This window comes from Nakamurella lactea DSM 19367 (assembly GCF_000426645.1).
GTDB lineage: Bacteria > Actinomycetota > Actinomycetes > Mycobacteriales > Nakamurellaceae > Nakamurella > Nakamurella lactea.
Genome location: NZ_AUFT01000005.1, coordinates 462,237 through 487,086, shown reverse-complemented (window position 1 = coordinate 487,086; position 24,850 = coordinate 462,237). Strand labels below are relative to the sequence as shown.

Annotated in this window: 24 protein-coding genes; 7 read left to right on the top strand and 17 right to left on the bottom strand. The window is 69.2% G+C overall.

Annotation, left to right across the window (positions count from 1 at the left end):
- Position 1: 1 nt before the first annotated feature.
- From K340_RS37245 to K340_RS0105405, 4 genes are all read right to left on the bottom strand, one after another.
- Complete coding sequence (locus K340_RS37245; protein ID WP_281170686.1) at positions 2 to 130, bottom strand: hypothetical protein; 129 nt, start codon at positions 128 to 130, stop codon at positions 2 to 4.
- Between the two features lie 59 nt (positions 131 to 189).
- Complete coding sequence (locus K340_RS0105415) at positions 190 to 492, bottom strand: WhiB family transcriptional regulator (RefSeq protein ID WP_281170685.1); 303 nt, start codon at positions 490 to 492, stop codon at positions 190 to 192.
- Positions 493 to 563: 71 nt separating this feature from the next.
- On the bottom strand, positions 564 to 1,445 hold the full coding sequence (locus tag K340_RS33875) for a DUF4097 family beta strand repeat-containing protein (RefSeq protein ID WP_161632057.1): 882 nt from the start codon (positions 1,443 to 1,445) through the stop codon (positions 564 to 566).
- 116 nt (positions 1,446 to 1,561) lie between these two features.
- Positions 1,562 to 2,116 (bottom strand): toxin-antitoxin system HicB family antitoxin, encoded by a 555-nt coding sequence (locus K340_RS0105405; RefSeq protein WP_029135977.1) that lies wholly within the window; start codon positions 2,114 to 2,116, stop codon positions 1,562 to 1,564.
- Between the two features lie 164 nt (positions 2,117 to 2,280).
- On the opposite strand from K340_RS0105405, the gene thyX reads away from it, so the two are divergent.
- On the top strand, positions 2,281 to 3,027 hold the full coding sequence (gene thyX / locus K340_RS0105400; protein WP_037362697.1) for an FAD-dependent thymidylate synthase: 747 nt from the start codon (positions 2,281 to 2,283) through the stop codon (positions 3,025 to 3,027).
- Positions 3,028 to 3,178: 151 nt separating this feature from the next.
- Positions 3,179 to 3,835, top strand: coding sequence for a TIGR03085 family metal-binding protein (locus K340_RS0105395; RefSeq protein WP_037362695.1), 657 nt, complete (start codon positions 3,179 to 3,181; stop codon positions 3,833 to 3,835).
- Positions 3,836 to 3,856: 21 nt separating this feature from the next.
- On the opposite strand, the gene K340_RS0105390 is transcribed toward K340_RS0105395, so the two are convergent.
- The gene (locus K340_RS0105390; protein ID WP_029135974.1) at positions 3,857 to 4,732 is read right to left on the bottom strand and encodes a phosphotransferase family protein; all 876 of its coding nucleotides are present in this window, start codon (positions 4,730 to 4,732) and stop codon (positions 3,857 to 3,859) included.
- A complete protein-coding gene (locus K340_RS27660; RefSeq protein ID WP_037362692.1) occupies positions 4,716 to 5,816 on the bottom strand; it encodes a M20 family metallopeptidase in 1,101 nt (366 codons plus the stop codon). Before K340_RS27660 ends, K340_RS0105390 begins: the two co-directional genes overlap by 17 nt.
- 171 nt (positions 5,817 to 5,987) lie before the next feature.
- Between K340_RS27660 and dapA the strand changes: the two genes are divergently transcribed.
- From dapA to K340_RS27650, 3 genes are read left to right on the top strand one after another with little or no spacing between them, the layout of a single operon-like run.
- Positions 5,988 to 6,956 carry a 4-hydroxy-tetrahydrodipicolinate synthase gene (dapA, locus tag K340_RS27655; RefSeq protein ID WP_051265139.1) on the top strand — a complete coding sequence of 323 codons (969 nt, stop codon included), beginning with the start codon at positions 5,988 to 5,990 and terminating at the stop codon, positions 6,954 to 6,956.
- Positions 6,953 to 8,644 carry a ribonuclease J gene (locus tag K340_RS0105375; RefSeq protein ID WP_029135973.1) on the top strand — a complete coding sequence of 564 codons (1,692 nt, stop codon included), beginning with the start codon at positions 6,953 to 6,955 and terminating at the stop codon, positions 8,642 to 8,644. The genes dapA and K340_RS0105375 overlap by 4 nt, the downstream gene beginning before the upstream one ends.
- The gene (locus tag K340_RS27650) at positions 8,637 to 8,996 is read left to right on the top strand and encodes a DUF952 domain-containing protein (RefSeq protein WP_051265137.1); all 360 of its coding nucleotides are present in this window, start codon (positions 8,637 to 8,639) and stop codon (positions 8,994 to 8,996) included. Before K340_RS0105375 ends, K340_RS27650 begins: the two co-directional genes overlap by 8 nt.
- 48 nt (positions 8,997 to 9,044) lie before the next feature.
- Here the strand turns inward: K340_RS27650 and K340_RS35705 are convergent, their stop codons facing one another.
- Entirely contained in the window at positions 9,045 to 9,326 is a 282-nt protein-coding gene (locus K340_RS35705) for a hypothetical protein (RefSeq protein WP_154674085.1), read from the bottom strand.
- A gap of 411 nt (positions 9,327 to 9,737) precedes the next feature.
- On the opposite strand from K340_RS35705, the gene K340_RS0105365 reads away from it, so the two are divergent.
- Entirely contained in the window at positions 9,738 to 12,245 is a 2,508-nt protein-coding gene (locus K340_RS0105365) for a DNA translocase FtsK (protein ID WP_211229272.1), read from the top strand.
- A gap of 204 nt (positions 12,246 to 12,449) precedes the next feature.
- Positions 12,450 to 12,986 (top strand): YceI family protein, encoded by a 537-nt coding sequence (locus K340_RS27645; protein WP_051265133.1) that lies wholly within the window; start codon positions 12,450 to 12,452, stop codon positions 12,984 to 12,986.
- Between the two features lie 85 nt (positions 12,987 to 13,071).
- Here K340_RS27645 and K340_RS27640 read toward each other — a convergent pair whose 3' ends face one another.
- The 10 genes from K340_RS27640 to tkt form a co-directional block, all read right to left on the bottom strand.
- The gene (locus tag K340_RS27640) at positions 13,072 to 14,370 is read right to left on the bottom strand and encodes an RNA polymerase sigma factor (RefSeq protein ID WP_051265131.1); all 1,299 of its coding nucleotides are present in this window, start codon (positions 14,368 to 14,370) and stop codon (positions 13,072 to 13,074) included.
- A gap of 13 nt (positions 14,371 to 14,383) precedes the next feature.
- On the bottom strand, positions 14,384 to 14,749 hold the full coding sequence (locus tag K340_RS0105350) for a YciI family protein (RefSeq protein ID WP_029135971.1): 366 nt from the start codon (positions 14,747 to 14,749) through the stop codon (positions 14,384 to 14,386).
- A gap of 147 nt (positions 14,750 to 14,896) precedes the next feature.
- On the bottom strand, positions 14,897 to 15,304 hold the full coding sequence (locus tag K340_RS27635) for an NUDIX domain-containing protein (RefSeq protein ID WP_051265127.1): 408 nt from the start codon (positions 15,302 to 15,304) through the stop codon (positions 14,897 to 14,899).
- A gap of 53 nt (positions 15,305 to 15,357) precedes the next feature.
- Complete coding sequence (locus K340_RS0105340) at positions 15,358 to 16,344, bottom strand: malate dehydrogenase (protein ID WP_029135970.1); 987 nt, start codon at positions 16,342 to 16,344, stop codon at positions 15,358 to 15,360.
- Between the two features lie 115 nt (positions 16,345 to 16,459).
- Positions 16,460 to 17,218 (bottom strand): 6-phosphogluconolactonase, encoded by a 759-nt coding sequence (gene pgl / locus K340_RS0105335; RefSeq protein WP_051265125.1) that lies wholly within the window; start codon positions 17,216 to 17,218, stop codon positions 16,460 to 16,462.
- Positions 17,215 to 18,261 carry a glucose-6-phosphate dehydrogenase assembly protein OpcA gene (locus K340_RS0105330; RefSeq protein ID WP_029135968.1) on the bottom strand — a complete coding sequence of 349 codons (1,047 nt, stop codon included), beginning with the start codon at positions 18,259 to 18,261 and terminating at the stop codon, positions 17,215 to 17,217. The genes pgl and K340_RS0105330 overlap by 4 nt, the downstream gene beginning before the upstream one ends.
- 31 nt (positions 18,262 to 18,292) lie before the next feature.
- Positions 18,293 to 19,843: a glucose-6-phosphate dehydrogenase gene (gene zwf / locus K340_RS0105325; protein ID WP_029135967.1), complete on the bottom strand. Its 1,551-nt coding sequence runs from the start codon at positions 19,841 to 19,843 to the stop codon at positions 18,293 to 18,295.
- Positions 19,844 to 19,845: 2 nt separating this feature from the next.
- Positions 19,846 to 21,486, bottom strand: a complete 1,641-nt coding sequence (locus tag K340_RS0105320) for a glucose-6-phosphate isomerase (RefSeq protein ID WP_161632056.1) — start codon at positions 21,484 to 21,486, stop codon at positions 19,846 to 19,848.
- Complete coding sequence (gene tal, locus K340_RS0105315) at positions 21,483 to 22,628, bottom strand: transaldolase (protein ID WP_029135965.1); 1,146 nt, start codon at positions 22,626 to 22,628, stop codon at positions 21,483 to 21,485. The genes K340_RS0105320 and tal overlap by 4 nt, the downstream gene beginning before the upstream one ends.
- Positions 22,629 to 22,633: 5 nt before the next feature.
- The gene (gene tkt / locus K340_RS27630) at positions 22,634 to 24,820 is read right to left on the bottom strand and encodes a transketolase (protein WP_084614093.1); all 2,187 of its coding nucleotides are present in this window, start codon (positions 24,818 to 24,820) and stop codon (positions 22,634 to 22,636) included.
- Positions 24,821 to 24,850: the final 30 nt, after the last annotated feature.

Sequence of the window (24,850 nt, the reverse complement as noted above, 5' to 3'; positions counted from 1 at the left end):
GTCAGACCGTTCGTTCGGCCCTGCCGCGGCGCCGGGCGCTGCGGATCCGGCGGGCCATCCTGATGGCGTCCAGCTCGTACCTGGTCTGCCTGGTTCGCTCTCTGGAGAGTTCGGTCTCGAGGATGTGCATCGTTGACTCCTGGGTAGTGGCAGCGGCTTTGCTGCCGATTGAAAGGGATGCGGTGGCCGTCAGGCGACGGCGGGCTCGTTCTTGCGGGGACGGCCGCGACCGCGCTTGCGGGCGATCACCATGCCGCCATCGATCAGCTGGCCGCCCCAGACGCCCCATGGCTCGGCACGTTGCAGGGCGCCGGCCAGACAGGCCCGGCGGACCGGGCAGCCGGCGCACAGCGCCTTGGCCCGATCGATATCGGCCGGCTGCTCCGCGAACCAGAGGTCGGGGTCGTCGTTGTGGCACGGCAGGTCGTCGGTCAGGACGAGGGTAGGTATTGCTACTGCGAGCGGCTTTTCTACTGCGAATGTGTCGATCACTGCTGCTCATCTCCCGAAGATGATCGGTGCTGCTCCGATGGCCGGACGGAGACCGGCCATCGGAGCAGCTCTCAGCCGGCGGTTGCGGCGGCGGAGCGCCGAAGCCTGATGTCGCCGGACGTGGTCCGGCAGGTGATCTCCAGTCGTCCGATCGGCACGTCCTGCGGCGCTTCGATCGGATCGTCGTGGACCTCGAACTCGTTGCGGGTGTCGCCGGAAATCGACGACAGGTCGATCTTCGCGAGCGATCCGGGATGCACCCCGACCACGATGTCGCCGGAGACCGCCGTCGCCTCGATGGCTCCGGTGACGGCATCCAGGATGTAGACGTCGCCGGAAACCGCGCGGACGAATACGTCGCGCTCCGGCTCCTCCACCCGGACGTCACCGGAGGTCGAATGCACGCTCAACGACCCGCCGCTGTGCCGGACGCTGACATCGCCGGAGGCGGTGCGGATCTCGGCGTCGGCGCCGATGCTGGCGATCCGGACGTTGCCGGAGGCCGTCTGTACCAGGGAGCCGCGCTCGACCACATCGGCCTGTACGTCGCCCGAGGCGGTCCGCACGTCGAGCCGATCGGCCACACCGGTCAACCTGATGTCGGCCGACTGGGTCTGGGTACGGACGCCGGACGAGGCCGGGGCGGTGATCCGGACAGCGAACGAACTGCGCCAACCGTTGCGGGCCGGGTCGGTGTCGACGATCAAGACCGTGCCGCTCTCCTGCACCCGCAGGTCGACCCGGACGTCGTCCAGGGCATTGCTGGGCGTCTGGTGCTGGGGCGCATCCCGGCGGAAGCTCGACATCAGGTCGTCGATGAAGCCGACGCCGGTTCCCTGCAGTTGTTCGATATCGACCGTGGTCGTCTGGGTGTCGGCGAGATCGACCGTCACCAGGCCGGCCGCGTTGCGGACCTCGACGACGATCGGATCGGGGGTCAGGAAGGTCTGCATGGTTGTGCTCTTTCGGGAGTGGGAATCCTGGCGGGAATCGGTGCCGTCGGTCGGGTCCGGGGACGGACCGCGGTGCTGCTCTGCCGGTACGCCCGGCACGGGCTCCGGGGCGGTCATCAGCCCTGGATCCAGCCGCTGACGTTGTGACTGCCGCGTCGCTGGCCCTTGTGCTGCTTTCCGCCTTTGACGCCGCGGACCGAATCGGCGACGGCCTTGGAGATGTAGGTGTTCAGCGAGATGCCCTGGTCGACGGCGGCCGATTCGGCCTGCGACTTCAGATCGTTGAAGAGCCGCACCGTGGTCCGCGAGAGCTCGCTGCCGGCCTCGCGCATCGCCGCCTTCAGGTCGTCCGGATTCGGGTGGTCGCCGTCCTTGCGCATCCTGCGGTAGTCGTAGGAACTGTCGGTGTCCTCCTCGGAGCCGTACCGGTCGTGGTGCTCGATCGCGATCCGGACGTCCTTGCCGTCGAGTTTGACCTCGACGGTGGTGTCGTCCAGCGCTCCGGTGATTTCAGCAGCCAGGTCCGACAGTGCGTTCATCAGCGCGAGCCGTGCGCTCGGCTCGACCGCTCCGGCCAGGGCGGCGGCCGTTCGCTGGGTATTTTCGTCGCCCAGCGCGGCGGCCTGCAGCAGGTCCCGGCGAAGGCTTTCGATATAGGGGGTGAGATCCATGACGTCACTATGACACCATCACTGACGTCGCGCAAGCATATTGTGACGTCAACTGACGTCGCTCTGACTTTTCTATGGCGTCGGGTTGACGTCTAGCTGACGCTGGCGTCGAGTCCGGGTGCGGTGGGCGCGGTCCGCGGAGGTACCGGCCTTAGGATCGGGCGATGGTGCCAGCACAGTCCGGACTGATCGTCCAACTGATCGGTCGCACCGAGTTCACCGCGCCGCAGGACGTCCCGTTCGAGACCGATGCCGTCGGCGGCCAAGCGCTGGCCGAGTTCGCCGGTCGGTCGATCTACAGCTCCTGGGAGAGGGCAGTGCCGGCGACGGCGAGCAATTCCGGGTTCCTGCTGCACCTACTGCAGGTGGGTCACCTTTCCGTCCTCGAGCACAGCAGTGCCACCTTCTATCTGCGTGGCCTGTCGCGCTCTGTCACCCACGAGTTCCTGCGGCACCGCCACTTCTCCTATTCCGAGCTTTCCCCCAGAGCCGAGCCGCAAGACGTGGTCGAGCCTGCCGCCATCGGCGCCGATCCCGTTCTGCACCAACGTTTCCAGACTGCGGTGGCGCAAGCCCGGACCGCATACGAGGATCTGCTGGACGGTCTGCAGCAGGCGGGTACGAGCCGCCCGGACGGATCGCTGGCCCGCAAGCAGGCGCGGCAGGCAGCCAGGGCGGTGCTGCCGCTCGCGCAGTCGACGGCGATCGTGGTCACCGGGAACTACCGCGCGTGGCGGCACTTCATCGGCATGCGGGCCACCGAGGCGGCCGACGTCGAACTGCGCATGCTGGCGGTGGCGCTGTTGGCCGAACTGCAGCGCGAGGCGCCGCACGTCTTCGCGGACTTCCGGATCAGCACGTTGGCCGACGGCACCAGTACCGCCGCCTCGCCCTACGTCGGCGACGGCTGATCCCCCCGGCCGCGGCGCTTATCAACATCTCAGTCGCTTGCGAACTTTCGCCATTTGGTACGGGAGTGACGGGAGTAGCCGAGTTGGGAAGCGCCGGGGCGGGTGTCAGCAGCCGAGTTGGGAAGAGCCGGGCCCGGCGTAGGTTCGGTTGATGACCGCGAATCTGGCCCGCACCGAACGACAGGCGCTGGCCGACCTTTTCGACAAACTCGGACCGGACGTCCCGACGCTGTGCGAGGGCTGGGACACCGGCGACCTGCTGGCCCACCTGTTGGTGCGGGAGCGGCGGATCGACGCATCGGCCGGGATGTTCGTCAAACCGCTGGCCGGGCACCTGAAATCGGTCACCGGCCAGTACCGGGATCGGCCGTGGGCCGATCAGGTCGCGCTGCTGCGATCGGGTCCGCCGCCGTGGAATCCGATGGGCTGGGGCAAGTTGGACGAGCTGACCAACGGCTCGGAGTTCTTCATCCACCACGAAGACGCCCGCCGCGGGGTCGACGGCTGGGAGCCGCGGCTGCTGGACGACGACGTCGTCGCGGCCCTGACCGCACTGGTCGAGTCGTCGATGATGCGGATGATGGTGCGGCGGCTGCCCGCCGGGCTGACGGCACAGCTGCCCGACGGGCGGTCGGTGGTGCTGAAGAAGCCGTCCGGGTCGGACGGGACAGCGGCCTCCGTGGTCACCGTCGCCGGCGATCCGGGGGAGATCGTGCTCTGGGTCGCGGGCAGGGACGCCTGTCGGGTGCAGCTCAACGGTGACGAATCCGCCGTCGCGGCCGTCGTCGCGGCCCGGGGCGGTCTGTAGCCCGGCGCGGAGCCAGGCAGGTCAGGGCGCGAACAGAGCTGCAGCCGCGTCCCGGGACTTGTCGATGTAGTCGCTGCGCCCGGTATCGCGCCCGTATGCCCAATCCTCCAGCAGGGCGCAACGGGCGTGGAACAGGCACCGCGTGCGGAACTGCTGGTCGACGTCGATCGGGCCGCCGGTCCGCCGATAGCTGCGGTAGGCGCGCTCCAAGGCGTCATCTCCGAGGTCGCGCAACAGCAGGCCGAAGTCTCGGGCCGGGTCGCACATCGCGGCGTCGGACCAGTCGATGATCCCGGTGATGGAGCCGGTCGCCGGCTCGACCAGGACGTGCTCGATGCCGAGATCGTTGTGCGAGAACACTTTCGGTCCCGGCGGCGGTGGCCGCGAGTCCAGGAAATCCGCCATCGCCCCGCGGAGACCTGCCGGAACGTCCGTAGAGATCTCGGCGAACGAGCGAATGGCATCGGCCAGGCTCTCGGCCGGCGGCGCGCCGTCCACCGGACAGCCTCCGAGATCGTCCGTGGTCAGCTGGTGCAGGTCGGCCAACATCGTGCCAAGTGCTGCGCCCACGCCGGCCCGCCATTCGTTCCGGATGTCCCGCGCGATCGAGAGTAGCGGTGTCCCGGGCAGCAGGCGACAGGCCAGCGCACCGGTGCGTTCGTCGCTGAACACCGGCTGCGGCACCGGGACGGTGAGCAGTCCGCCCAGCCGCCGGAGCAGTGAAGCCTCCGGTTCCGGCGAGCCGGCACCGTCCCGGCCGAATCGGATCAGCAGCGTGCCGTCGACGACGTACACGTCGTGGTCGGATCCAGAATCCAGCGGGCGCACCGATTCCGGCCGATAGCCCGGCAGACCGGCGGCCAGCGCTTCGGCCACCCGGTTATCGGACAGCGGCACCCGAACACACCGCATCGATCAGGCCGGCGAGCAGCGCCGTCCGGCGCGGGATCTCCTCGACGATCACGTGCTCGCTGTCGGCGTGCGCACCGCCGCCCACCGCGCCCATCCCGTCAAGGGTCGGGCAACCGACACCGGCCGTGAAGTTCCCGTCAGACCCGCCGCCGACCGAGATCTGTTGCAGAGCACCGGATCCGATCTGTGAGCTCAGCTCCTCGGCCAGGGCGAACAGGGTTTGACTGCCGGCGGGCTCCATCGGCGGCCGGTTGATCCCGCCGGTCACCTCGACCCGTGCGCCGGGCACCGTCGGCTGCAGCGACGTCATCGCCGCCTGCACCCGCTGCTGTTCGGCGACCGTCCAGGCCCGCGAATCGACCATCAGCGTGGCGGCCGCCGGCACGGTATTGGAGGTGGTTCCGGCCGACAACACCGACGGCACCACGCTGGTCCCGGCCGCGGGATCGCCGAGTCCGTTGATCGCCAGGACCTGACCGGCGATCTCCACGGCCGCGTTCAGGCCCTTCTCCGGCTCCAGTCCGGCGTGCGATGCCCGCCCGAAGGCGCTCACCCGGAACAGCGACACACCCTTGCGGCCGGTCTTCAGCGCGCCGCCGTTGCCGCTGGCCTCCAGCACGAAGGCAGCGCTCGACTGCCGCGCCTCGTCCTCGATCAGTTGCCGCGAGGTCGGGGAGCCGATCTCCTCATCGCCCGTCACCAGCAGCGTCACCGAAGGCAGAGTCTGCGGCGCGCCGAGCAGTCGGAGCGCGTGAAACGCCATGGCCAGGCCGGTCTTCATGTCGAAACACCCTGGGCCGTAAACGATCCCGTCTTCGACCCTGAATGGCAGCCGCTGCAGGGTGCCGATCGGCCAGACCGTGTCCTGATGGCAGACGATCAGGACTCGCGGACCGGTGTCGCCGCCGAGCCGCCAGCGCAAGTGGGTCCGACCGTCCACCACGATCCGTTCCGCGGCCGATCCCAGATAGCCGGCGCCCATCACATCCACCAGGTTCGCGCCCGCCGCTACTGCGGCGAGGTCCGCCGTCGGCGATTCGCAGGTCACCAGCCGTTCCAGGTCGTGCATCAGCGTGGGAAGTGCGTCGGTAGCGCGGGCCAGTAGATCGGTAGTCAACTCGGGGCCTCCGGATGCATGGTGGTGCGGCAGATGGGTTCGGCAGAGGAACGGCAGGATTCCCCGTCATCCTGGCAGTGCCGTTGGTGTCGTGTCCACGCGCCCGACGGTAGGTTGAGCGCCATGAGTTCTCACGCTTCCGGGGTCGTTGCCGGGCCTGCCGGAATGCCTGGCCGCCCGTTCGGGACCACCCTCACCGCCATGGTCACCCCGTTCGACGCCGGCGGCGCGGTCGACCTGGACAAGGTCGGTGAGCTCGCGGTCCGGCTGGTCGACGCCGGCAACAACGGCCTGGTGGTCAACGGCACCACCGGCGAGTCGCCGACCACCACCGACGCCGAGAAAGTCGACATCATCCGGGCCACCGTGGAAGCGGTCGGGGAGCGGGCGACCGTCATCTCCGGGATCGGCACCTACGACACGGCGCACTCGATCGAGCTGGCCCGTCAGGCCGAGCAGGCCGGCGCGCACGGCGGATTGCTCGTCACCCCGTACTACTCCCGGCCGCAGCAGGCCGGCCTGCTCGCGCACTTCACCGCGGTCGCCGACGCCACCGGGCTGCCGATCATGCTGTACGACATCCCGCCGCGCTCGGTGGTGGCGATCGCCCCGGACACGCTGAAGAAGCTGGCCGAGCACCCACGGATCGTCGCGGTCAAGGATGCCAAGGGTGATCTGCAGGCCGGCTCCGAGGTGATCGCCGCCACCGACCTCGTCTACTACTCGGGCGACGACCCGCTCACCCTGCCGTGGATCAGCGTCGGAGCCGTCGGCATCGTCTCGATCATCGCGCACGTCGTCGGGCCGCACGTCAAGGCCCTGGTGGATGCCGCCAACGCCGGCGACCTGGCGACCGCCCGGCGGATCCATCTGGCGTTGATGCCGGTACATCGTGCGATGGGCCGGACCGGTGGCGGCGCCGGTTTGGTGTTCGCCAGGACCGCGCTCGCCCAGGCCGGCTTCGACACCGGCACCCCGCGACTCCCACAGGTTCCCGCCACCGCCGAGCAGGCCGCGCAGATCGCCACCGATCTGTCCGAACTCGCCCCGCTCGACACCCTCGTCATCCCCGGATCGGACGCAACTACGTGACCAGCCAGAACAGCATTGCCGAACTTGCGCCGCCGCCGCTGCGGCCGGGCACCTTGCGGGTGGTCGCCCTTGGTGGGATCACCGAAATCGGCCGTAACATGACCGTCTACGAGCTCGACGGCCGGTTGCTGATCGTCGACTGCGGCGTGCTGTTCCCGGAAGACGGACAGCCCGGCGTTGACCTGATCCTGCCGGACCTGCGGCTGGTCGAGGACCGGATCGAGGACATCGAGGCCGTCGTGATCACCCACGGTCACGAGGATCACATCGGCGCCCTGCCCTGGCTGCTCCGGCTGCGCCGGGACCTCCCGGTGATCGGCGCCCAATTCTCGCTGGCGCTGATCGCCGCCAAGTGCAAGGAACACCGGATCAAGCCGAACCTGCGGGTGGTGAAGGAGACCGACCGGTTCAAGGTCGGCGCGTTCGATCTGGAGTTCTTCGCCGTCAACCACTCCATCCCGGATGCGCTCGCCGTCGGCATCCGCACCAAGGCGGCCACCGTGCTGCACACCGGCGACATCAAGCTCGATCAGTTGCCGCTGGACGGCCGGCTCACCGACCTGGCCGGCTTCGCCCGGTTCGGTGCCGAGGGCGTCGACCTGTTCTGCGTCGACTCGACCAATGCCGAGGTGCCCGGGTTCGTGCCCTCCGAGCGGGAAATCGGACCGGTACTGGACAACTACATCCGGTCCGCCCCGCAGCGGGTGATCGTGGCGTCGTTCGCCTCGCACGTGCACCGGGTGCAGCAGATGCTGGACGCCGCCCACAAGTACGGTCGCAAGGTCTCGTTCGTCGGCCGGTCAATGGTGCGGAACATGCAGATCGCCCAGGAACTCGGGCTGCTGCAGGTGCCGGACGGGCTGATCCGCAACCTGGACAAGGTGCTGGACCTGCCGCCGGAGAAGGTCTTGCTGATCTCCACCGGATCGCAGGGCGAGCCGCTGTCGGCACTGTCCCGGATGTCCCGCGGCGAGCATCGCTCCGTCGAACTGCAGCACGGCGACACGGTGATCCTGGCGTCGTCGATGATTCCCGGCAACGAGACCAGCGTGTTCACCGTGATCAACGAGCTGTCCAGGGTCGGGGTGAACGTGATCCACCAGGGCAGCGCCAAGGTGCACGTCTCCGGACACGCGGCCGCCGGCGAGCTGCTGTTCCTGTTCAACGCGGTGAAGCCGCGCAACGTGATGCCGATCCACGGCGAGTGGCGCCACCTGCGGGCCAACGCCGAGCTGGCGGTGCGGACCGGCGTGGGATCCGACCGGGTGGTGCTGGCACCCAACGGCACCGTCGTCGATCTGGCGAACGGCCGGGCGAAGATCGTCGGGCACGTCGAGGTCGGCATGGTCTACGTCGACGGCAACGCCGTCGGCGACGTCGGCGAGAACACCTTGTCCGACCGGCTGGTGCTCGGCGAGGGCGGCTTCATCTCCATCGTGGTCGCCATCGATTCGCACACCGGCCGGGCCAAGGCCGCCCCGACGCTGTCCGGCCGGGGCTTCTCCGACGACCCGAAGGCGCTGGACGCCGTGGTCCCGCTGGTGGAGGCCGAGCTGGCCCGGACCGAGGCTGACGGGATCACCGACCCGCACCGGGTCGCCCAGGCGGTGCGCCGGGTGGTCGGGCGTTGGGTCGCCGACACCTACCGGCGCCGGCCGATGATCGTGCCGACCGTGATCGATGTCTGACCGGTATCTGTACCACTACACGACCGCCGCCGATTGGGAAGCGTCCTCGGCGGCGGGGGAGCACCGCATCTCCGGACGGGGGATGACGCTGGCCGACCAGGGCTTCATCCATTTCTGTTACGCCGGTCAACGGGCCGGGGTCTGGCAGCGGTTCTGGACGGCGGAGACGCAGCCGGTGGTGCTGTTGACCGTCGATCCGGACGACCTGACCGATCTGGTCGACGAGAACACCTCCGGCGGCACCGAGCTGTTCCCGCACCTGTACGGTCCGCTGCCCCTCGACGCGGTGATCGCCGTGCACGATGTCGATTCCAACGGCGAGGTGGACGCCGGCGGCGGACCCCGGGGCTGACGGCGGCCTCCTCAAAATGCGAGATCGGCCAAGCGCACTGGCCGCCGGCTACTCGGTGAAACGAGTGAACTGTCGATCTCCATTTCGATCAACGAAGATCGCTGATCCGCCAAGGCTGGCTGCCCAGCTCGTTGCGGCGTCGAGTGTAGAGAACGACCGCAATTCGTCGGCCACGCTGCCTCGCCGGTGCACCGCGTTCCACGTTCTTTCGCCCACAGGAAAGATATGCACCGCATCATTGACGACAGCTGCAGGCAAAACCCAGCCAGGGCCGATAGCGCTCTTGCTGTCCTCGCCGGGTTCGTAGTGACGCCTTCTGCTGACCTTCATGAATGCGTGGACGTTACACCCCGCCCGACGGGTTCGCGGATCGAGGTGACGTGGCTGCCGCAGGCCTGACGACCGTTCGCCGCACGTGCGGCCCAGCAGCTGGGCGGTGTGGCAGCTGGTAACCATGGGACTCGAGCGACTAGCGTGACAACCATGCCAGGTAAGTCGTCCACGCCCGCACGTCCTCGTTCGGGGTCGCCGAGCGGCCGCGCGCAGGCCGGGCGTTCCGGTGGACGCAGCAGCACGGCGAAGACAACAGCGACGTCCCGTGGCCGCAGCGCAGCCGGCGGGTCGGCCAAGCGATCCAGCACGCCGCAGCGGCGCAGCAGTTCCACCAGGGCGACCAAGACGACATCACGGCCGGCAGCCAAGAAAAGCGCTGCCAAGAAGCAGGGTGCCTTCGGTCGCAGCATGAGCGCCATCGGTCGGGCGATCGCCGCGTTCTGGCGGCTGATCGCCAAGGGCATCGGGGGCCTGGTCCGGGCACTCGGCCGCGGCGCGGGTGCCGCCCGCACCATGGACTCCGCGCATCACCGGGACGGCGTTGCGCTGGCCCTGATTGCGGTCGCGTTGGTCTGCGCGATCGGCAGCTGGTTCCACGCGGCCGGACCGGTCGGCGAGCTGGTCGACGACGTCGCCCGGGTCTGGGTCGGCGCGGTGGCCGTGGTGCTGCCGGTGCTGCTGTTGATCCCGGCGATCGTGCTGATGCGCTCCGGCGACCGGCAACGGCGAACGGTGCCGCGGCTGGTCGGTTCGGCGGCGCTGACGCTGGGCGTGACCGGAATCCTGCAGGTCGCGCACGAGGCCGACCTGAAGGCCGCCGATGCCGTCGACTCGGTCGCGGCCCGCAAATCGGCCGGCGGCACCCTCGGCTGGCTGCTCGGGCATCCGCTCTATGCAGGTCTGACGACGGTCCCGGCGATCCTGGTGCTCGTGCTGCTGAGCATCTACGGGCTACTGGTGATCTCCGGGATCCCGCTGGTCGAGCTGCCCGGCCGGGTGCGGGAATGGCTCGGCGCCGGCCGTCCGAACGACGGCGACGACGTCTACGACCAGGGCGATCATGACGGCTACCTGGACGGTGGCACGGTGGCGCTGGATCCGGACGCCGACCTGTCGGGCGTCCGGCTGCGCCGGTCCTCCCGACGCCGGGTGGCCGAGCCGGACGACGATCCCGATGCGCAGGCGACCGCGGTCGACCTGCCGGTCGACGAACAACCCACCGAGGCGCTGCCCCGCAAGAGGTGGCGACCGAAACCGGCCGCCGACGACGAGGGCAACGCCGGCGACCTGGCCGCACCGACGGCGCCGACCGAGCAGCTCGCGCGCCGCCGGGTGGACCGGCCCGCTGTGCCCGACAAGACGCTGCCGCCCGTGCAGCAGCCAACCCAGCTGACCCTCGATCGCGCGGTCGACGGTACCTACCAGCTGCCGCCGGGCCAGATTCTCAAACTCGGTGCCCCGCCGAAGCAGCGGTCCAGCGCCAACGACGAGATGATCGAGCGGATCGACAATGTGCTCGAGCAGTTCAACGTCGACGCGGCGGTCACCGGCTTCACCCGCGGCCCGACCGTCACCAGGTACGAGGTCGAGCTCGGCCCCGGCGTCAAGGTCGAGAAGATCACCGCGCTGACCAGGAACATCGCCTACGCGGTGGCCACCGACAACGTCCGGTTGCTGGCGCCGATCCCCGGCAAGTCCGCGGTCGGTATCGAGGTGCCCAACAGCGACCGGGAGATGGTCCGGCTCGGCGACGTGCTGGCGGCACCGGATGCGCGCAAGGATCAGCACCCGCTGGTGATCGGCCTTGGCAAGGACGTCGAGGGCGGTTTCGTCACCGCTAACCTGGCCAAGACACCCCACCTGCTGGTGGCCGGCGCCACCGGCTCCGGCAAGTCCAGCTTCGTCAACTCCATGCTGGTATCGCTGCTGCAGCGGGCGACGCCGGCCGAGGTGCGGATGGTGCTGATCGACCCGAAGATGGTCGAACTCACTCCCTACGAAGGCATTCCGCATCTGCTGACGCCGATCATCACCCAGCCGAAGAAGGCCGCGGCCGCGCTGGCCTGGCTGGTCGAGGAGATGGAGCAGCGGTATTCGGACATGCTGACGCACGGGGTGCGGCACATCGACGACTTCAACAAGAAGGTCCGCAACGGGAGCATCACCACGCCGCCGGGGTCCGAACGGGTCTACAAGCCGTACCCCTACATCCTTGGCATCATCGACGAGCTGGCTGACCTGATGATGACGGCCCCGCGGGACGTCGAGGACGCCATCGTCCGGATCACCCAGAAGGCGCGGGCCGCCGGCATCCACCTGGTGCTCGCCACCCAGCGGCCGTCGGTGGACGTGGTCACCGGTCTGATCAAGACGAACGTGCCGTCCAGGCTTGCCTTCTCGACGTCGTCGTTGACCGACAGCCGGGTCATCCTGGACCAGCCGGGCGCCGAGAAGCTGATCGGCATGGGCGACGGCCTCTACCTGCCGATGGGTGCCGGCAAGCCGGTGCGGATCCAGGGTGCCTACGTCTCGGACGAGGAGATCGCCGAGGTCGTCGAGTTCACCAAGACCCAGGCGGAGCCGGAGTATCGGCAGGATGTGACCGTCGCCAAGGCGGAGCCCGGTAAGGGTGACGTCGATCCGGACATCGGCGACGACCTGGATCTGCTGATTCTCGCTGTGCAGCAGGTGATCGAGTCGCAGCTGGGCTCGACCTCGATGCTGCAGCGCAAGCTGCGGGTCGGCTTTGCCAAGGCCGGCCGGCTGATGGACCTGATGGAGACCCGCGGCATCGTCGGGCCGTCGCAGGGTTCCAAGGCCCGGGACGTGCTGGTGCAGCCGGACGAGCTGGACGACGTCATCGCCTCGCTGACCGGCGCCGAGCCCTCCAGCAGCGCCGTGCCCGACGAGCTCTGACGAAGTGCGGAGCGGAGGTTGGGACGAGCGCAGCGAGTTCCGGCCGCAGCGGAGTGCGAGGAAGAGCTCAATCAGACACGAGCTCTGACGAGCACGTAGCGGGGTTGTCCCGCGGGTGGACCGGGAACGCTACCGACCAAAGTCGGTGACGGTCGAGACCGTCGGCTGCTGTGCACCGGCCGATGCCGCGGCAGGGTGGTCCACATGACCCAGAACACCGCTCGCCCCAGTCCCGAAACCGGCACCGCGCAACGGGTTCGCCGCTACCAGATCGACCCGGTCCGCTCACAGGTCCGGTTCAGCACCCGGCATCTGTTCGGGCTCGGCGGAGTGCGCGGCAGCTTTGCGATCCGATCGGGGGAGATCACTCTCGACGAAGACGGCACGGTCGCGGTGGCGGCCGTCATCGCCGTCAATAGCTTCGACACCGGCAACTCCGGTCGGGACGTCACCGTCATATCGGCACGCTTCCTGGATGCCGAACGGTTCCCGGACATCACCTTCAGCGCAACGGGTATCAGCCACACCGAGGCGGCTGCCGCGGTGTCCGGCCGGCTCACCGTCCGGACCGAGACCCAGCCCGTCCGGCTGACGGTTCACGACCTGGACATCACCGACGACCGGATCCTCGCCACCGCGAACGCCGAGATCGACCGGTACGCGTTCGGAGTCACCGCAGCCAAGGGGATGGCCGGCCGCCGGCTGAAGGTCCGGCTGTCGCTGTCCGCCGAATCCGTGTGACGACCGAAGGCCGATGCCGCGCGGCGCATCCGGGGGAAAACGTCGAGATCTAGCCGTGACGAGGGCCGGAAGGTCGAGGTTGCGGTCAGCGCCGGTCGACGGCTGCGGCGCGGGCCAGGAAGAACGACCGCTCGGATCCGGACCTGGCGCACTCGGCGGCGCGCCGCCAGGCATCGACCGCTGCGTCGGCCTGGGCTGTTCGCTGCAGCATCTCGGCCTGGGCGGCGTGCGCGTACGGGTATCGATCGAGGCGGCCGTCGGCCATCACCTCCTGCAGATCCGTCAGGCCCGGTTCGGGTCCGTACCGGTAGGACCAGGCGACGCACCGGCCGAGGGCCAGCGTCGGACTCGGCAGCACCGTCAGCAGGTCGCCGTACAACGCGATGATCCGATCCCAATCGGTGTCGGCGAACCGCTTCGCACGGCAGTGCTCGGCGGCGATCGCCGCCTGCAGCACCATCGGCCCGCGCGACCCGGTCGGCCCGCCTTGCTCGGCCATCACCCGGCGGGTCAGCTCCAGTCCTTCCTGGACCAACGTGGCGTTCCACCGGCGGCGGTCGGCGTCGGCGAGCAGGATCTGCCTGCCGTCGGCCTGCCGGGCAGGGTTTCTGGCCTCGGACAACAGGATGAGCGCCAGCAGTCCGGTGATCTCCGGGTCCCGCGGCCGTTGGGACTGCAGCGCTCGCGCCAGGTGCACCGACCGGCCGATCAGATCCTCGTCGCGCAGTTCGTCACCGGCGACGGCGGTGTGGCCGAGTGTGTAGGCCAGCTGGATCACCCGGCAGGCGACCGGCAACCGCCGGTCGATCACTTCGTCGGGCAGGTCGAGGTCGGGTCCGGCGGCCGCGATCTTCAGCCGAGCCCGGGTCAACCTGGCTGCCATCGTGGGCACCGGCACCAGGTGCGCGGCGGCGATCGCCTTGGTCGATACGCCGCACGCCCACTTCAGGGTCAATGCGGTCTGATCCGTGGTCGGAAGTCGCGGATCGCAGCACAGCACCACCAGCCGTAGCTCGTCGTCGGCCAGCGGTCCGCGTTCGACCCCGGTGTCGGCGCCCGGGGCGGTCTCCGGCGGCCGGTCGCCGGACAGCCGCAGGGCCATCCGGCGGCCGACCTGATCGTGCCGGAGCCGATCGAGCGCCTTGCGCCGCGCCGCGGTGATCAGCCACGCCTGCGGCGCGGCCGGGATCCCGGATGTCGGCCATGACTGCAGGGCAGCCTCGAAGGCATCAGCGGTCGCCTCCTCGGCCAGGTCCGGATCACGGAAGGACCGCAGCATGACGGCCATCACCCGGGCGGAATGCTCCCGCCGGGCAATGGCCGCCGCGCGGTTCACGTCGTCGACGGTGGGCGGGATACCCGTCGTCGGATCGCGAGGGCTCATAGGTCCGACCAGATCACTGGGCCTGGCTGAAGTCCCAGATCGGGCGGACCTCGATGTAGCCGTAAGGCGCTGGGCACAACCGGCCGAGCTGGTCGGCCTGGGCGTCGTCGGCCGCTTCGATCAGGTAGTAGCCGCCGAGCACCTCCTTGAGTTCCGGCGCCGGATTGTCCACCGGCTGCACGTCCGCGGTCCTGGTGCCGCGCAGGTAGGTTGCGGTGGAGCTGGGCTGCAGCGCTTCGCCGCTCACCACCTTCGCGCCGGCCGCCTTCACGGCCTCACCGAAGTCGTTGTGCATGGCCATGATCTCGTTGAAAGAGTCCTCGCCGGCGCCTTGATAGGCCTGTTCGGATTCGTGGATCAACAGCAGGTACTGCGGCATGGCGATCTCCTTGTCGAGCGACAGTGGGCGTCGCGGTTGCGATGCTCTCACTACACCAGACGCGCACCGGATCGGGGATTCGACAATCTTCCTGGATCGGCCGAAGACGTCGCATCCCGCCCGCCGGGCGGGTTGATGGCCGCGTCCTCAGGACACCGCGGTGGCGTGGCTGACGATGACCGCGACATATCCGGCCGGCACGGAATCAGGCAACGCCACCACCGGGAGCCAGGCCAGCTGCCCGTGCTCCGCCGAGAGTCGCAACGGTCGCCGGGCAGCGAGATGGCAGGCGTAGGCGGCGATCTCCACCACGGCTGGTGCGCCCGAGGTGTCGATGATGTCGGGGATGACGAGATCGAACCGGTCGACCAGCTGGTCAACCCAGACCAGTTGCCCGGTCTCCTCCGTCACTTCCCGGGCGACGGCGGTGCGCTCGGACTCACCCGCTTCGGGACGGCCGCCGGGCAGCTCCCACTCGCCGCGTGGATTGCGGGCGAGCAGCACCCGGAACCCACCGTCGGCGTACCGGCGCAAGACGATGCCCTTGGCGGACACCGGCTTCGGGGCCCCTACCTTCCTCGGCTGGGGCCCCGTGTGCGATGCCGGGCTCAGATCAGGCCCAGACCCTTGACGGCGTCCCGCTCCTCGCCGAGCTCGGCGACCGAGGCGTCGATCCGGCCGCGGGAGAACTCGTCGATGTCCAGGCCCTGGACGATCGACCAGTTGCTGCCGTCGCTGGTGCATGGGAACGACGAGATCAGCCCTTCGGGGACGCCGTAGGAGCCGTCGGACTCGAGGGCGACGCTGGTCCAGTCTCCCGCCGGCGTGCCGTGTACCCAGGTGTGGATGTGGTCCACCGCGGCGCTGGCCGCGGATGCCGCCGACGACGCACCGCGGGCCTCGATGATGGCCGCCCCGCGCTTGGCCACGGTGGGGATGAAGGTGTTCTCCAGCCAGTCGGACTCCACCTGCTCGGCGATCGACTTCCCGTTGGCCTTGGCGTGGAACAGGTCCGGGTACTGGCTGGCCGAGTGGTTGCCCCAGATGGTCAGGTTGGTGATGTCGGCGACGCCGATCCCGAGCTTCTCGGAGGCCTGCGCGAGAGCCCGGTTGTGGTCGAGCCTGGTCATCGCGGTGAACCGGCCGGCGGGAATGTCCGGGGCGTGCGAGCGGGCGATCAGCGCGTTGGTGTTGGCCGGGTTGCCGACCACCAGCACCTTGATGTCGTCGGCGGCGCCGGCATTCAGCGCCTGGCCCTGCGGCTTGAAGATGCCGCCGTTGGCCTCCAACAGGTCGGCCCGCTCCATCCCGGGGCCGCGCGGGCGGGCGCCGACCAGCAGGGCCACGTTCGCACCGTTGAACGCGGCGGTCGCGTCATCGGTGATGTTGATGCCGGACAGCAGCGGGAAGGCGCAGTCGGCCAGCTCCATCGCGGTGCCCTCGGCGGCGGTCAGTGCCGGGGTGATCTCCAGCAGGTTCAGCTCGACCTTGGTGTCCGGCCCGAGCATGGCGCCGGACGCGATGCGGAACAGCAGGGCGTAGCCGATCTGGCCGGCGGCACCGGTCACGGTCACCTTCACCGGAGCGTTGGACATCTCAGGTCATCCTCCTCGCTGGCACCGGCGGGGCGCTCCCGCCGCTGGGGCACTGCTGACTTCAGCATGTCAGGTCCGCTGCCGCGCTTCGACAGCGAACCCGGTGTTGTTGCTCTCAGAAACCGCCGTCCTCGATCTGGGCGGCCGCCTCCGGGTCGAGCAGCCAACGGGTCGCCTTCCGGCCGACCGCGCCGGCCGCGGGCAGGTCGCTCTCGGGTGCGCCACCGATCGCTCTGGCCACCGCGGGAGCCTTCTCCGCTCCGGCGGAGATGAACCACACCTCGGTCGCCGTCCTGATCGTCGGCAGGGTCAGCGAGATGCGGGTCGGGGGCGGTTTGGGACAGTCCCGCACCGCGACCACCGATTCGGTGCTGCGCACCGCGGGGGAGTCCGGGAACACCGACGCCACGTGTCCTTCCGGGCCCATGCCGAGGATCACCAGGTCGAACGCGTCGGGGATCACCGCGGCGTAGGCGGCGGCCGCGGCGTCGGGATCGTCGCCGAACTCACCGTCCGAGGCAGCCATCTCATGCACCCTCGCCGGATCCAGCGGCAACTGATCGAGCAATGCCTTCCGGGCCTGACCGGAGTTCCGGTCGGGATCGTCGTGCGGGACGAATCGTTCGTCACCCCAGTAGATCTCCACCCGCGACCAGTCGACAGCGGCGCGGGCGGGAGAGGCGGCGAGGGCGGTCAGTGAGGCGATACCGATGGTGCCGCCGGTGAGCGCGACGCTGGGCACCCGGCCGGCCGCCTGCAGGTCGAGGAGCGTGGTGATCAGCCTGGCCGCGACCGCCTCGGCGAGCAGATCGGCGGACGGGTGCACGACGATCTCCGGCCCGGTCCCTTCCTCACCCGTTGCGGCGCGGCTCATTTCGTTACCCTCTTCCGATTCGGGGTGGCCCGCTTCGCCGGCGGTGCGGACTTCTTCGCCGTGCTGGACTTGGCGGTGCCGGACTTTGCGGTGCCTGACTTTGCGATGCCGGACTTGGCTGCGCCGGCCGCGACCGACGGCAGCCCCTTGGTCAGCACCTCGGCATAGACGTCGTCGGCGTCCAACCGGCGCAGTTCCTCGGCCAGACAGTCCCGCAGCGAGCGACGCAGCAGCGCCAGCGAACGCTCCGGCCCGTTCTCCATCATCAGATTCGCCGTGCGCTGATCCGGCCGCTCCAACCGGATCTCGCCCGAACGCCGGTTCAGGACCACCGAGTACATCCCGCTGCCGGCCCTGCCTTTCACCGTACGCTGGACCGGGCAGCCGAGACGTAACGCGAGCCAGCCGGCCATCAGATCGGCCGAGGCCGAGTCGGAAGCGCCGGCCACCACCGCGGAGTTCACCTTCTCGTGCGGCGGCTCGTCCAGCGCGGCAGCCAGTACGCCCCGCCAGTTGGTCAACCTGGTCCAGGCGATGTCGGTGTCACCGGGCCGATAGACCTCCCGACGCTGGGTGATTGCCGCCAACGGTCGCCTGGACGAGGCGGCATCGGTGATCCGGCGTTGGGCCAGCGCGCCGATCGGATCGTCCGCCGGGTTCTCCGGCGCCACTCCCGGCCACCATGCGACCACCGGTGCATCCGCCAGCAGCAGCGGGATCACCACCGATGCGCCCTGGTCGGTCATCGCGCCGAACAATCGCAGTACGATCACCTCGCTGGCGCCGGCGTCGCCGCCGACCCTGATCTGGGCGTCCATTCTGGCCGTCCCGCGGCGGGTGCCGCCGGCCACCACTATCACCCGGCAGGGGTGCTCGAAGGAGGCCGCGTTGGCGGCCGCGATGGGTGCCTCGGAGTCGGACTCGTCGGTGACGATGACCAGGGTGAGGACCCGGCCGAGGGTGACGGTGCCGCCCTTTTCCCGGAGCGTCACCATGGTCTTGTTGATCGTGGCCGACGTGGTCGACGGCAGGTCGATGATCACGGTGTCTCCCCGCTCTGCACCAGATACGCGCTCACGGCCGCCGCCAGGTGCGTCCGTCGCGGGCCATCATCACGTCCGCCGACGGCGGCCCCCAGGTACCGGACAGATACGGTTCCGGCTGCGTTTTCATGCTGCCCCATACCTTTTCGATCGGATCCAGGATCTTCCAGGACAACTCGACTTCCTCGTCCTGCGGGAACAGCGATGGCTCGCCGAGCAGCACGTCGAGGATCAGCCGCTCGTAGGCCTCGGGGGAGGCCTCGGTGAACGATTGTCCGTAGGAGAAGTCCATGTTCACGTCGCGCACCTCCATCGACGGCCCCGGCACCTTCGAGCCGAACCGGATGGTGATGCCCTCGTCCGGCTGTACCCGGATCACCAGCGCATTCGACCCGAGTTCCTCGGTGTCGGTGTGCGCGAACGGTAGGTGCGGCGCGCGCTTGAACACCACGGCGATCTCGGTGACGCGCTTGCCCAGCCGCTTGCCGGTGCGCAGATAGAACGGCACCCCGGCCCACCGGCGGGTATCGATCATCAACTTGACCGCGGCGTATGTCTCGGTGGTGGACGAGGGCGAGATGCCGTCCTCCTCCAGGTATCCGGGAACCTTCACCCCGCCCTGCCAGCCGGCCGCGTACTGGCCGCGGGCGGTGTCCCGACCGACAGCGGCGGCATCGGTCGGGGTGCGCACCGCGGAGAGCACCTTGGCCTTCTCGGTGCGCAGATCCTTCGGATCGAAGGAGACCGGCTCCTCCATTGCCGTCAACGCCAGCAGCTGCAGCAGATGGTTCTGGATCACGTCTCTGGCGGCGCCGATGCCGTCGTAGTAGCCGGCCCGGCCACCGACGCCGATGTCCTCGGCCTGAGTGATCTGTACGTGGTCGACGTAGTTGGAGTTCCAGATCGGCTCGAACAGCTGGTTGGCGAACCGCATTGCCAGCAGGTTCTGCACCGTCTCCTTGCCGAGGTAGTGGTCGATCCGGAAGACGGACGACGGTGGGAACACCTCGCCGACCAGGCTGTTGAGTTCCAGCGCCGACTCCAGGTCGTGCCCGAACGGCTTCTCGATCACTACCCGCCGCCAGGCCTCGCCGGTATCGGCGCACAGCCCGGACCGGTGCAACTGCCGCAGGACGGTGGGGAATGCACCCGGCGGGATCGACAGGTAGAACGCGTGATTGCCGCCGGTGCCCCTGGTCAGGTCCAGCTCGCCCAGGGTCACCGCCAGCGTGTCGAACGCGGCGTCGTCGTCGAACTCGCCCTGGACGAACCGGATGCCCTCGGCCAGGTGCTGCCAGACCTCCTCGCGGAAGGGGGTTCGGGCGTACTGCTTCACCGCGTCGTGCACGACCTGGCCGAAATCGTGACTGTTCCAGTCCCGGCGGGCGAACCCGACCAGCGAGAACCCGGGTGGCAACAGGCCGCGGTTGGCCAGGTCGTAGATGGCCGGCATCAGCTTCTTGCGGGACAGGTCGCCGGTCACCCCGAAGATCACCACCGAGCACGGACCGGCGATCAGCGGGAGCCGCTTGTCGCGTGGGTCCCGGAGCGGGTTGACCCACGTCGTCGACGTCTGGACCATCCTCAGCCCTGCACAGCCGCGGCGATCGCGTCCAGGCCGGCCGCGCGGTCCCAGAGGTACAGACCGAGTACCGGCCGGCCGTGCTCGGCCAGCACCGAGCCGTCACCGCGGGCCTGCGCCTGCTGCAGCGAGCCGAAGCTGAACGGTTGGTCGGGGATCGGCAGATCTTCGGCGTTGGCGCCGAGGATCTGCAGGAAGATCCCGTTCGGGTGCCCGCCCTTGTGGTACTGCCCGGTGGAGTGAAGGAAACGTGGTCCCCAGCCGAACGTGGTCTGCAGCCCGGACTTCTGCGCCACCAGCGGGCGCAATCGTGCCGCGTCGTCTGCCGTCCGGTCGAGGTAGGCCTGAATGGCAACGTAGCCGGCTTCCGGGGCGGTGGACAGGAAGCGCTGCAACAGGTCCCGTAGATCGGTCGCCCCCTCGACCAGGTCCGGCGGACCGTAGGCGGTGACGCCGTCGAAGGTCGGCGCGCCGTGCGCGGCGGCCGCCTCGGGGGAGTCGTCGCCGCTCTGCTCGGACGGGGCGTTCAGCAGCTCCCGGGTCGCCTGCTTCGCCGATTCGACATCGGGCTGGTCGAACGGATTGATGCCAAGCTCCCGGCCGGCCACCGCAATCGCGTATTCCCAACCGAGCATCTGGGCGCCGAGCGAGCCCGCCACCGAGAAGGCGAACCCCGACAACGGAACGTCGCCGGCGGGCTCGCCGATGCTCGCCAGCACGGCGTCGGCGCCGGCGTCGGCGAAGCCGGCGGAGTTGGTGTCCTCGACCACCACCGGCAGGATGCCGGTGCCCTGCTTGCCGGTCGACTCGGCGATCAGCTGTTCGGCCCAGTCACCGAAACCGACGATGCCGGAATCGGTGTCGGCCAGCACCACCTTCTCGGCGCCGGCCCGCTGCGCCAGTCCGAGCAGCGCGCCGATCACCAGCGCCGGGTTGTCGGGCTCGTCGGCGGACAATGCGGGCGCCGCCGCGGCCGCCTCATCGAGCAGCTCAGCGATGTCGACGCCGGCCAGTCCGGCCGGCACCAGCCCGAACGCGGTGAGCGCCGAATACCGGCCGCCGACGTTCGGGTCGGCCAGGAACACCTTGCGGTAACCCGCTTTCGCTGCCAGTTCGGTGAACGGGGAACCCGGGTCGGTGACCACCACGATGTGCTGTTTGGGGTCGAGCCCGGCGTCGGTGAACGCGGCCGCGTAGGCACGCCGGTGCGAGTCGGTCTCCACGGTGCCGCCGGACTTGCTGGAGACCACCAGAACGGTGTGCGCCAGATCGTGGGCGATCGCCGCCCGCACCTGGCCCGGATCGGTGGTGTCCAATGCCACCAGCGGCTTGCCGCGGGTCGCGCAGATCACCTCGGGTGCCAGCGACGAGCCGCCCATGCCGGCCAACACGACGTGCGTCAGACCCTCGGCCGCGAGTTCGTCGCGCAACTGCTCGATCTCGGCGACCAAGGGTCGCGACGTCTCGGCCAAAGTGGCCCAGGACAACCGGATCGCCGCCTCGTGCTCTGCCTCCGGGCCCCACAGGGTCGGGTCCTGCGCGGTGATCTTGGACGCCACCTGCGCCTGTACCAGGCTCCGCACGGCAGCATCCAGCGCCTCGCGATCCGGAACCACCGTGGTGACGGTCAGGGCCGCGTTCACTGCGCGTTCCCTCCGGCTTTCTCCAGTTCGGCGCCGACGGTGTCCTGCAGTTCCTTCCACGACTTGTCGAATTTGTCCACGCCTTCGCGCTCCAGCACCTCGAAGACGTCCGGCAGATCGATGCCGACCGCCTCCAGTCCGGAGAACACCGCCGATGACTGGGCGTAGGTGCCCTGGATGGTGTCGCCGCGAATGTCCCCGTGGTCGGCGACCGCGTCGATGGTCTTCTCCGGCGCCGTGTTCACCACCCCGTCGGTGACCAGTTCGACAACGTATCGGGTGTCCTCGTACGCCGGATCCTTGACGCCGGTCGAGGCCCAGAGCGGACGCTGCGGCCTCGCTCCGGCTGCGGCCAGCGCCTTCCACTCGTCGGTCGAGAACTTCTGCTCGTACAACTGGAAGGCAAGGCGGGCGTTGGCGATCGCGGCCTGCCCGCGCAGTGCCTGTGCCTCCGGGCTGCCGTTCTCGTCGATCCGTTTGTCGACCTCGGAGTCGACCCGGGAGACGAAGAACGAAGCCACCGAGACGAGCTCGGAGACGTTGTGCCCGTTCTCCTTCGCCTTGGCCACACCGGCGATGAAAGCGTCGATCACGCCTTCGTAGCGCTCCAGCGAGAAGATCAGGGTGACGTTCACGCTGATGCCATCGGCCAGCACCGCGGTGATCGCCGGCAGGCCCTCCGGAGTGGCCGGGATCTTGACCAGCAGGTTCGGCCGATCGACGATCTTCGCCAGTTCCTGGGCCTGCGCGATGGTGCCATCGGTGTCGCGGGCCAGCCCGGGCTCGACTTCGATGGACACCCGGCCGTCGACACCATCGGTGGCGTCGAACACGGGCCGCAGGATGTCCGCGGCATTGCGCACGTCGTCGGTGGTCAACGCGGTGATCACGTCGGCCAGGGAGGCGCCGCGGCCGGCCAGCTCGGCGACCTGCGCCGAGTAGGCATCGCCCTTGGACAACGCACCGGCGAAGATCGTCGGGTTCGTCGTGACACCGACAATGTGTTTGGTAGCAACGAGTTCGGCCAGGTTGCCGGAGTTGATCCGGTCGCGGGACAGATCGTCCAGCCACAGCGATACGCCGGCGGCGCTCAACTCGGCGAGGCGGTCGGGGCCGTCGTTGGTGTTCGAATCCTCGGTCATTGCAGTCACTTTCCTTCGGGCTGGTCGCCGCGGAGGTCTGCGGCGCCCGGGTTGTCGAGACGGGTCTCGTCGGCACGGTTCTTGGCCGGCGGGGTGAGCGGGACGCCGGCAGCCGAGCTCTTGTCGATCACTGCCAGCGATTCCTCTGCGGCCGCGACCACCGCGTCGGCGGTGATGCCGAACTTCTCGTAAAGGGTGGCGAAATCGGCAGAAGCGCCGTAGTGCTCCAGAGACACCGGCCGGCCGGCCGATCCGATCCACCGGTACCACGGCTGCGCGACCCCGGCCTCCACCGAGACCCTGGCGGCAACTGACGAGGGGAGCACGGATTCGACATAGTCGGCCGGTTGGCGCTCGAACCAGTCAAGGCACGGCATCGACAACACGCGGGTGCCGATGCCCTTGTCCTGCAGGATCTTTCGTGCCGCTACTGCCAGCTGTACCTCGGAACCGGATCCCATCAGGATCACCTGCAGATCGCCGTCGGCCTCGGCCAGCACATAGCCGCCGCGGGCCACGCCGGTGGCATCGGTTCCGTCCAGGGTCGGCACGTTCTGCCGGGTGAGGGCGAGACCGACCGGCCCGGAGAACCAGTCGTCCTGCCGTTCCAGGGTCGCCTTCCAGGCGAAGGCGGTCTCGTTCGCATCGGCGGGGCGGACCATCGACAGACCGGGGATCGCCCGCAGCGCGGCCAGATGTTCCACCGGCTGGTGGGTGGGTCCGTCCTCGCCCAGCCCGATCGAGTCGTGCGTCCAGACGTAGATCACCGGCGCCTGCATCACGGCGGCCAGTCGGACCGCCCCGCGCATGTAGTCGGAGAAGGTCAGGAACGTGCCGCCGTACGGCCGGGTCGGGCCGTGCAGCGCGATCCCGGTGAGGATCGCGCCCATGGCGTGCTCGCGGATGCCGAAGTGCAGCGTCCGGCCGTAGGGCTCGGCCTGCCAGGCCTTGGTGGTCGCGGCGATCGGGCCGAATGAGTCGGCCCCCTCCATCGTGGTGTTGTTGGATTCGGCCAGGTCCGCCGAGCCACCCCACAGCTCGGGCAGCACCCCGGCCAGCGCGGTCAGCACCTCACCGGAGGCCTTGCGGGTGGCCACGCCCTTGGCGTCGACCGGGTAGCTGGGCAGGGTGTCGGCCCAGCCCTCCGGCAGCCGTCGCGCCGTCAGCCGGTCGAAAAGGTCCTTGTTCTCCGGGTTCTGCTGTGCCCAGGCGTCGAACGATGGTTGCCACTGCCGGTGCGCCTGCTCGCCGCGCTTTACCAACTCGCGGGTGTGCGCCAGGACGTCGTCGGCGACCTCGAAGGTCTGGTCGGGATCGAAGCCGAGGATCCTCTTGGTCGCGGCGACCTCCTCGTCGCCGAGGGCGGCGCCGTGCGCCTTGCCGCTGTTCATCTTGGTCGGGGCCGGGTAGCCGATGATCGTTCGGATCGCGATGAACGACGGCTTGTCGGTGACGGCCTTGGCGGCCTCGATCGCCTCCAAGATCCCGGTGACGTTCTCCCCACCGGCGACCCGCTGGGTATGCCAGCCGTAGGCGTCATAGCGGGCTACGACATCCTCCGACAGGGCGATGTTGGTGTCGTCCTCGATGGAGATCTCGTTGTCGTCGTAGAACACGATGAGATTGCCCAGCTGCTGCCGGCCGGCGATCGAGCTGGCCTCGCTGGTGACGCCCTCCTCCATGTCGCCGTCGGAGGTGATCACGTAGATGTGGTGGTCGAACGGGCTCTGGCCCGGCGCGGTGTCCGGGTCGAACAGGCCACGTTCGCGGCGCGCCGCCATCGCCATCCCGACCGCGGATGCCAGCCCCTGGCCGAGCGGTCCGGTGGTGATCTCGACACCGCGGGTGTGGTGGTGTTCGGGGTGACCCGGTGTCAGAGATCCCCAGGTGCGCAACGCTTTCAGGTCGTCGAGTTGCAGCCCGAAGCCACCGAGGTAGAGCTGGATGTACAGCGTCAGACTGGAATGCCCGCACGACAGCACGAACCGGTCCCGGCCCACCCACTCGGTGTCGTTGGGGTCGTGTCGCATCACCCGCTGGAACAGTGTGTAGGCCAACGGCGCCAGCGACATGGCGGTGCCGGGGTGTCCGTTCCCGACCTTCTGCACGGCATCGGCGGCGAGCAGCCTGGCCGTGTTCACCGCGGTGGTGTCCAGCTCGGTCCAGTCCGGGGGGACATGCTGGGCGGTCAGTTCCTTGAGGGACTCTGCGTCCTGCTGAGC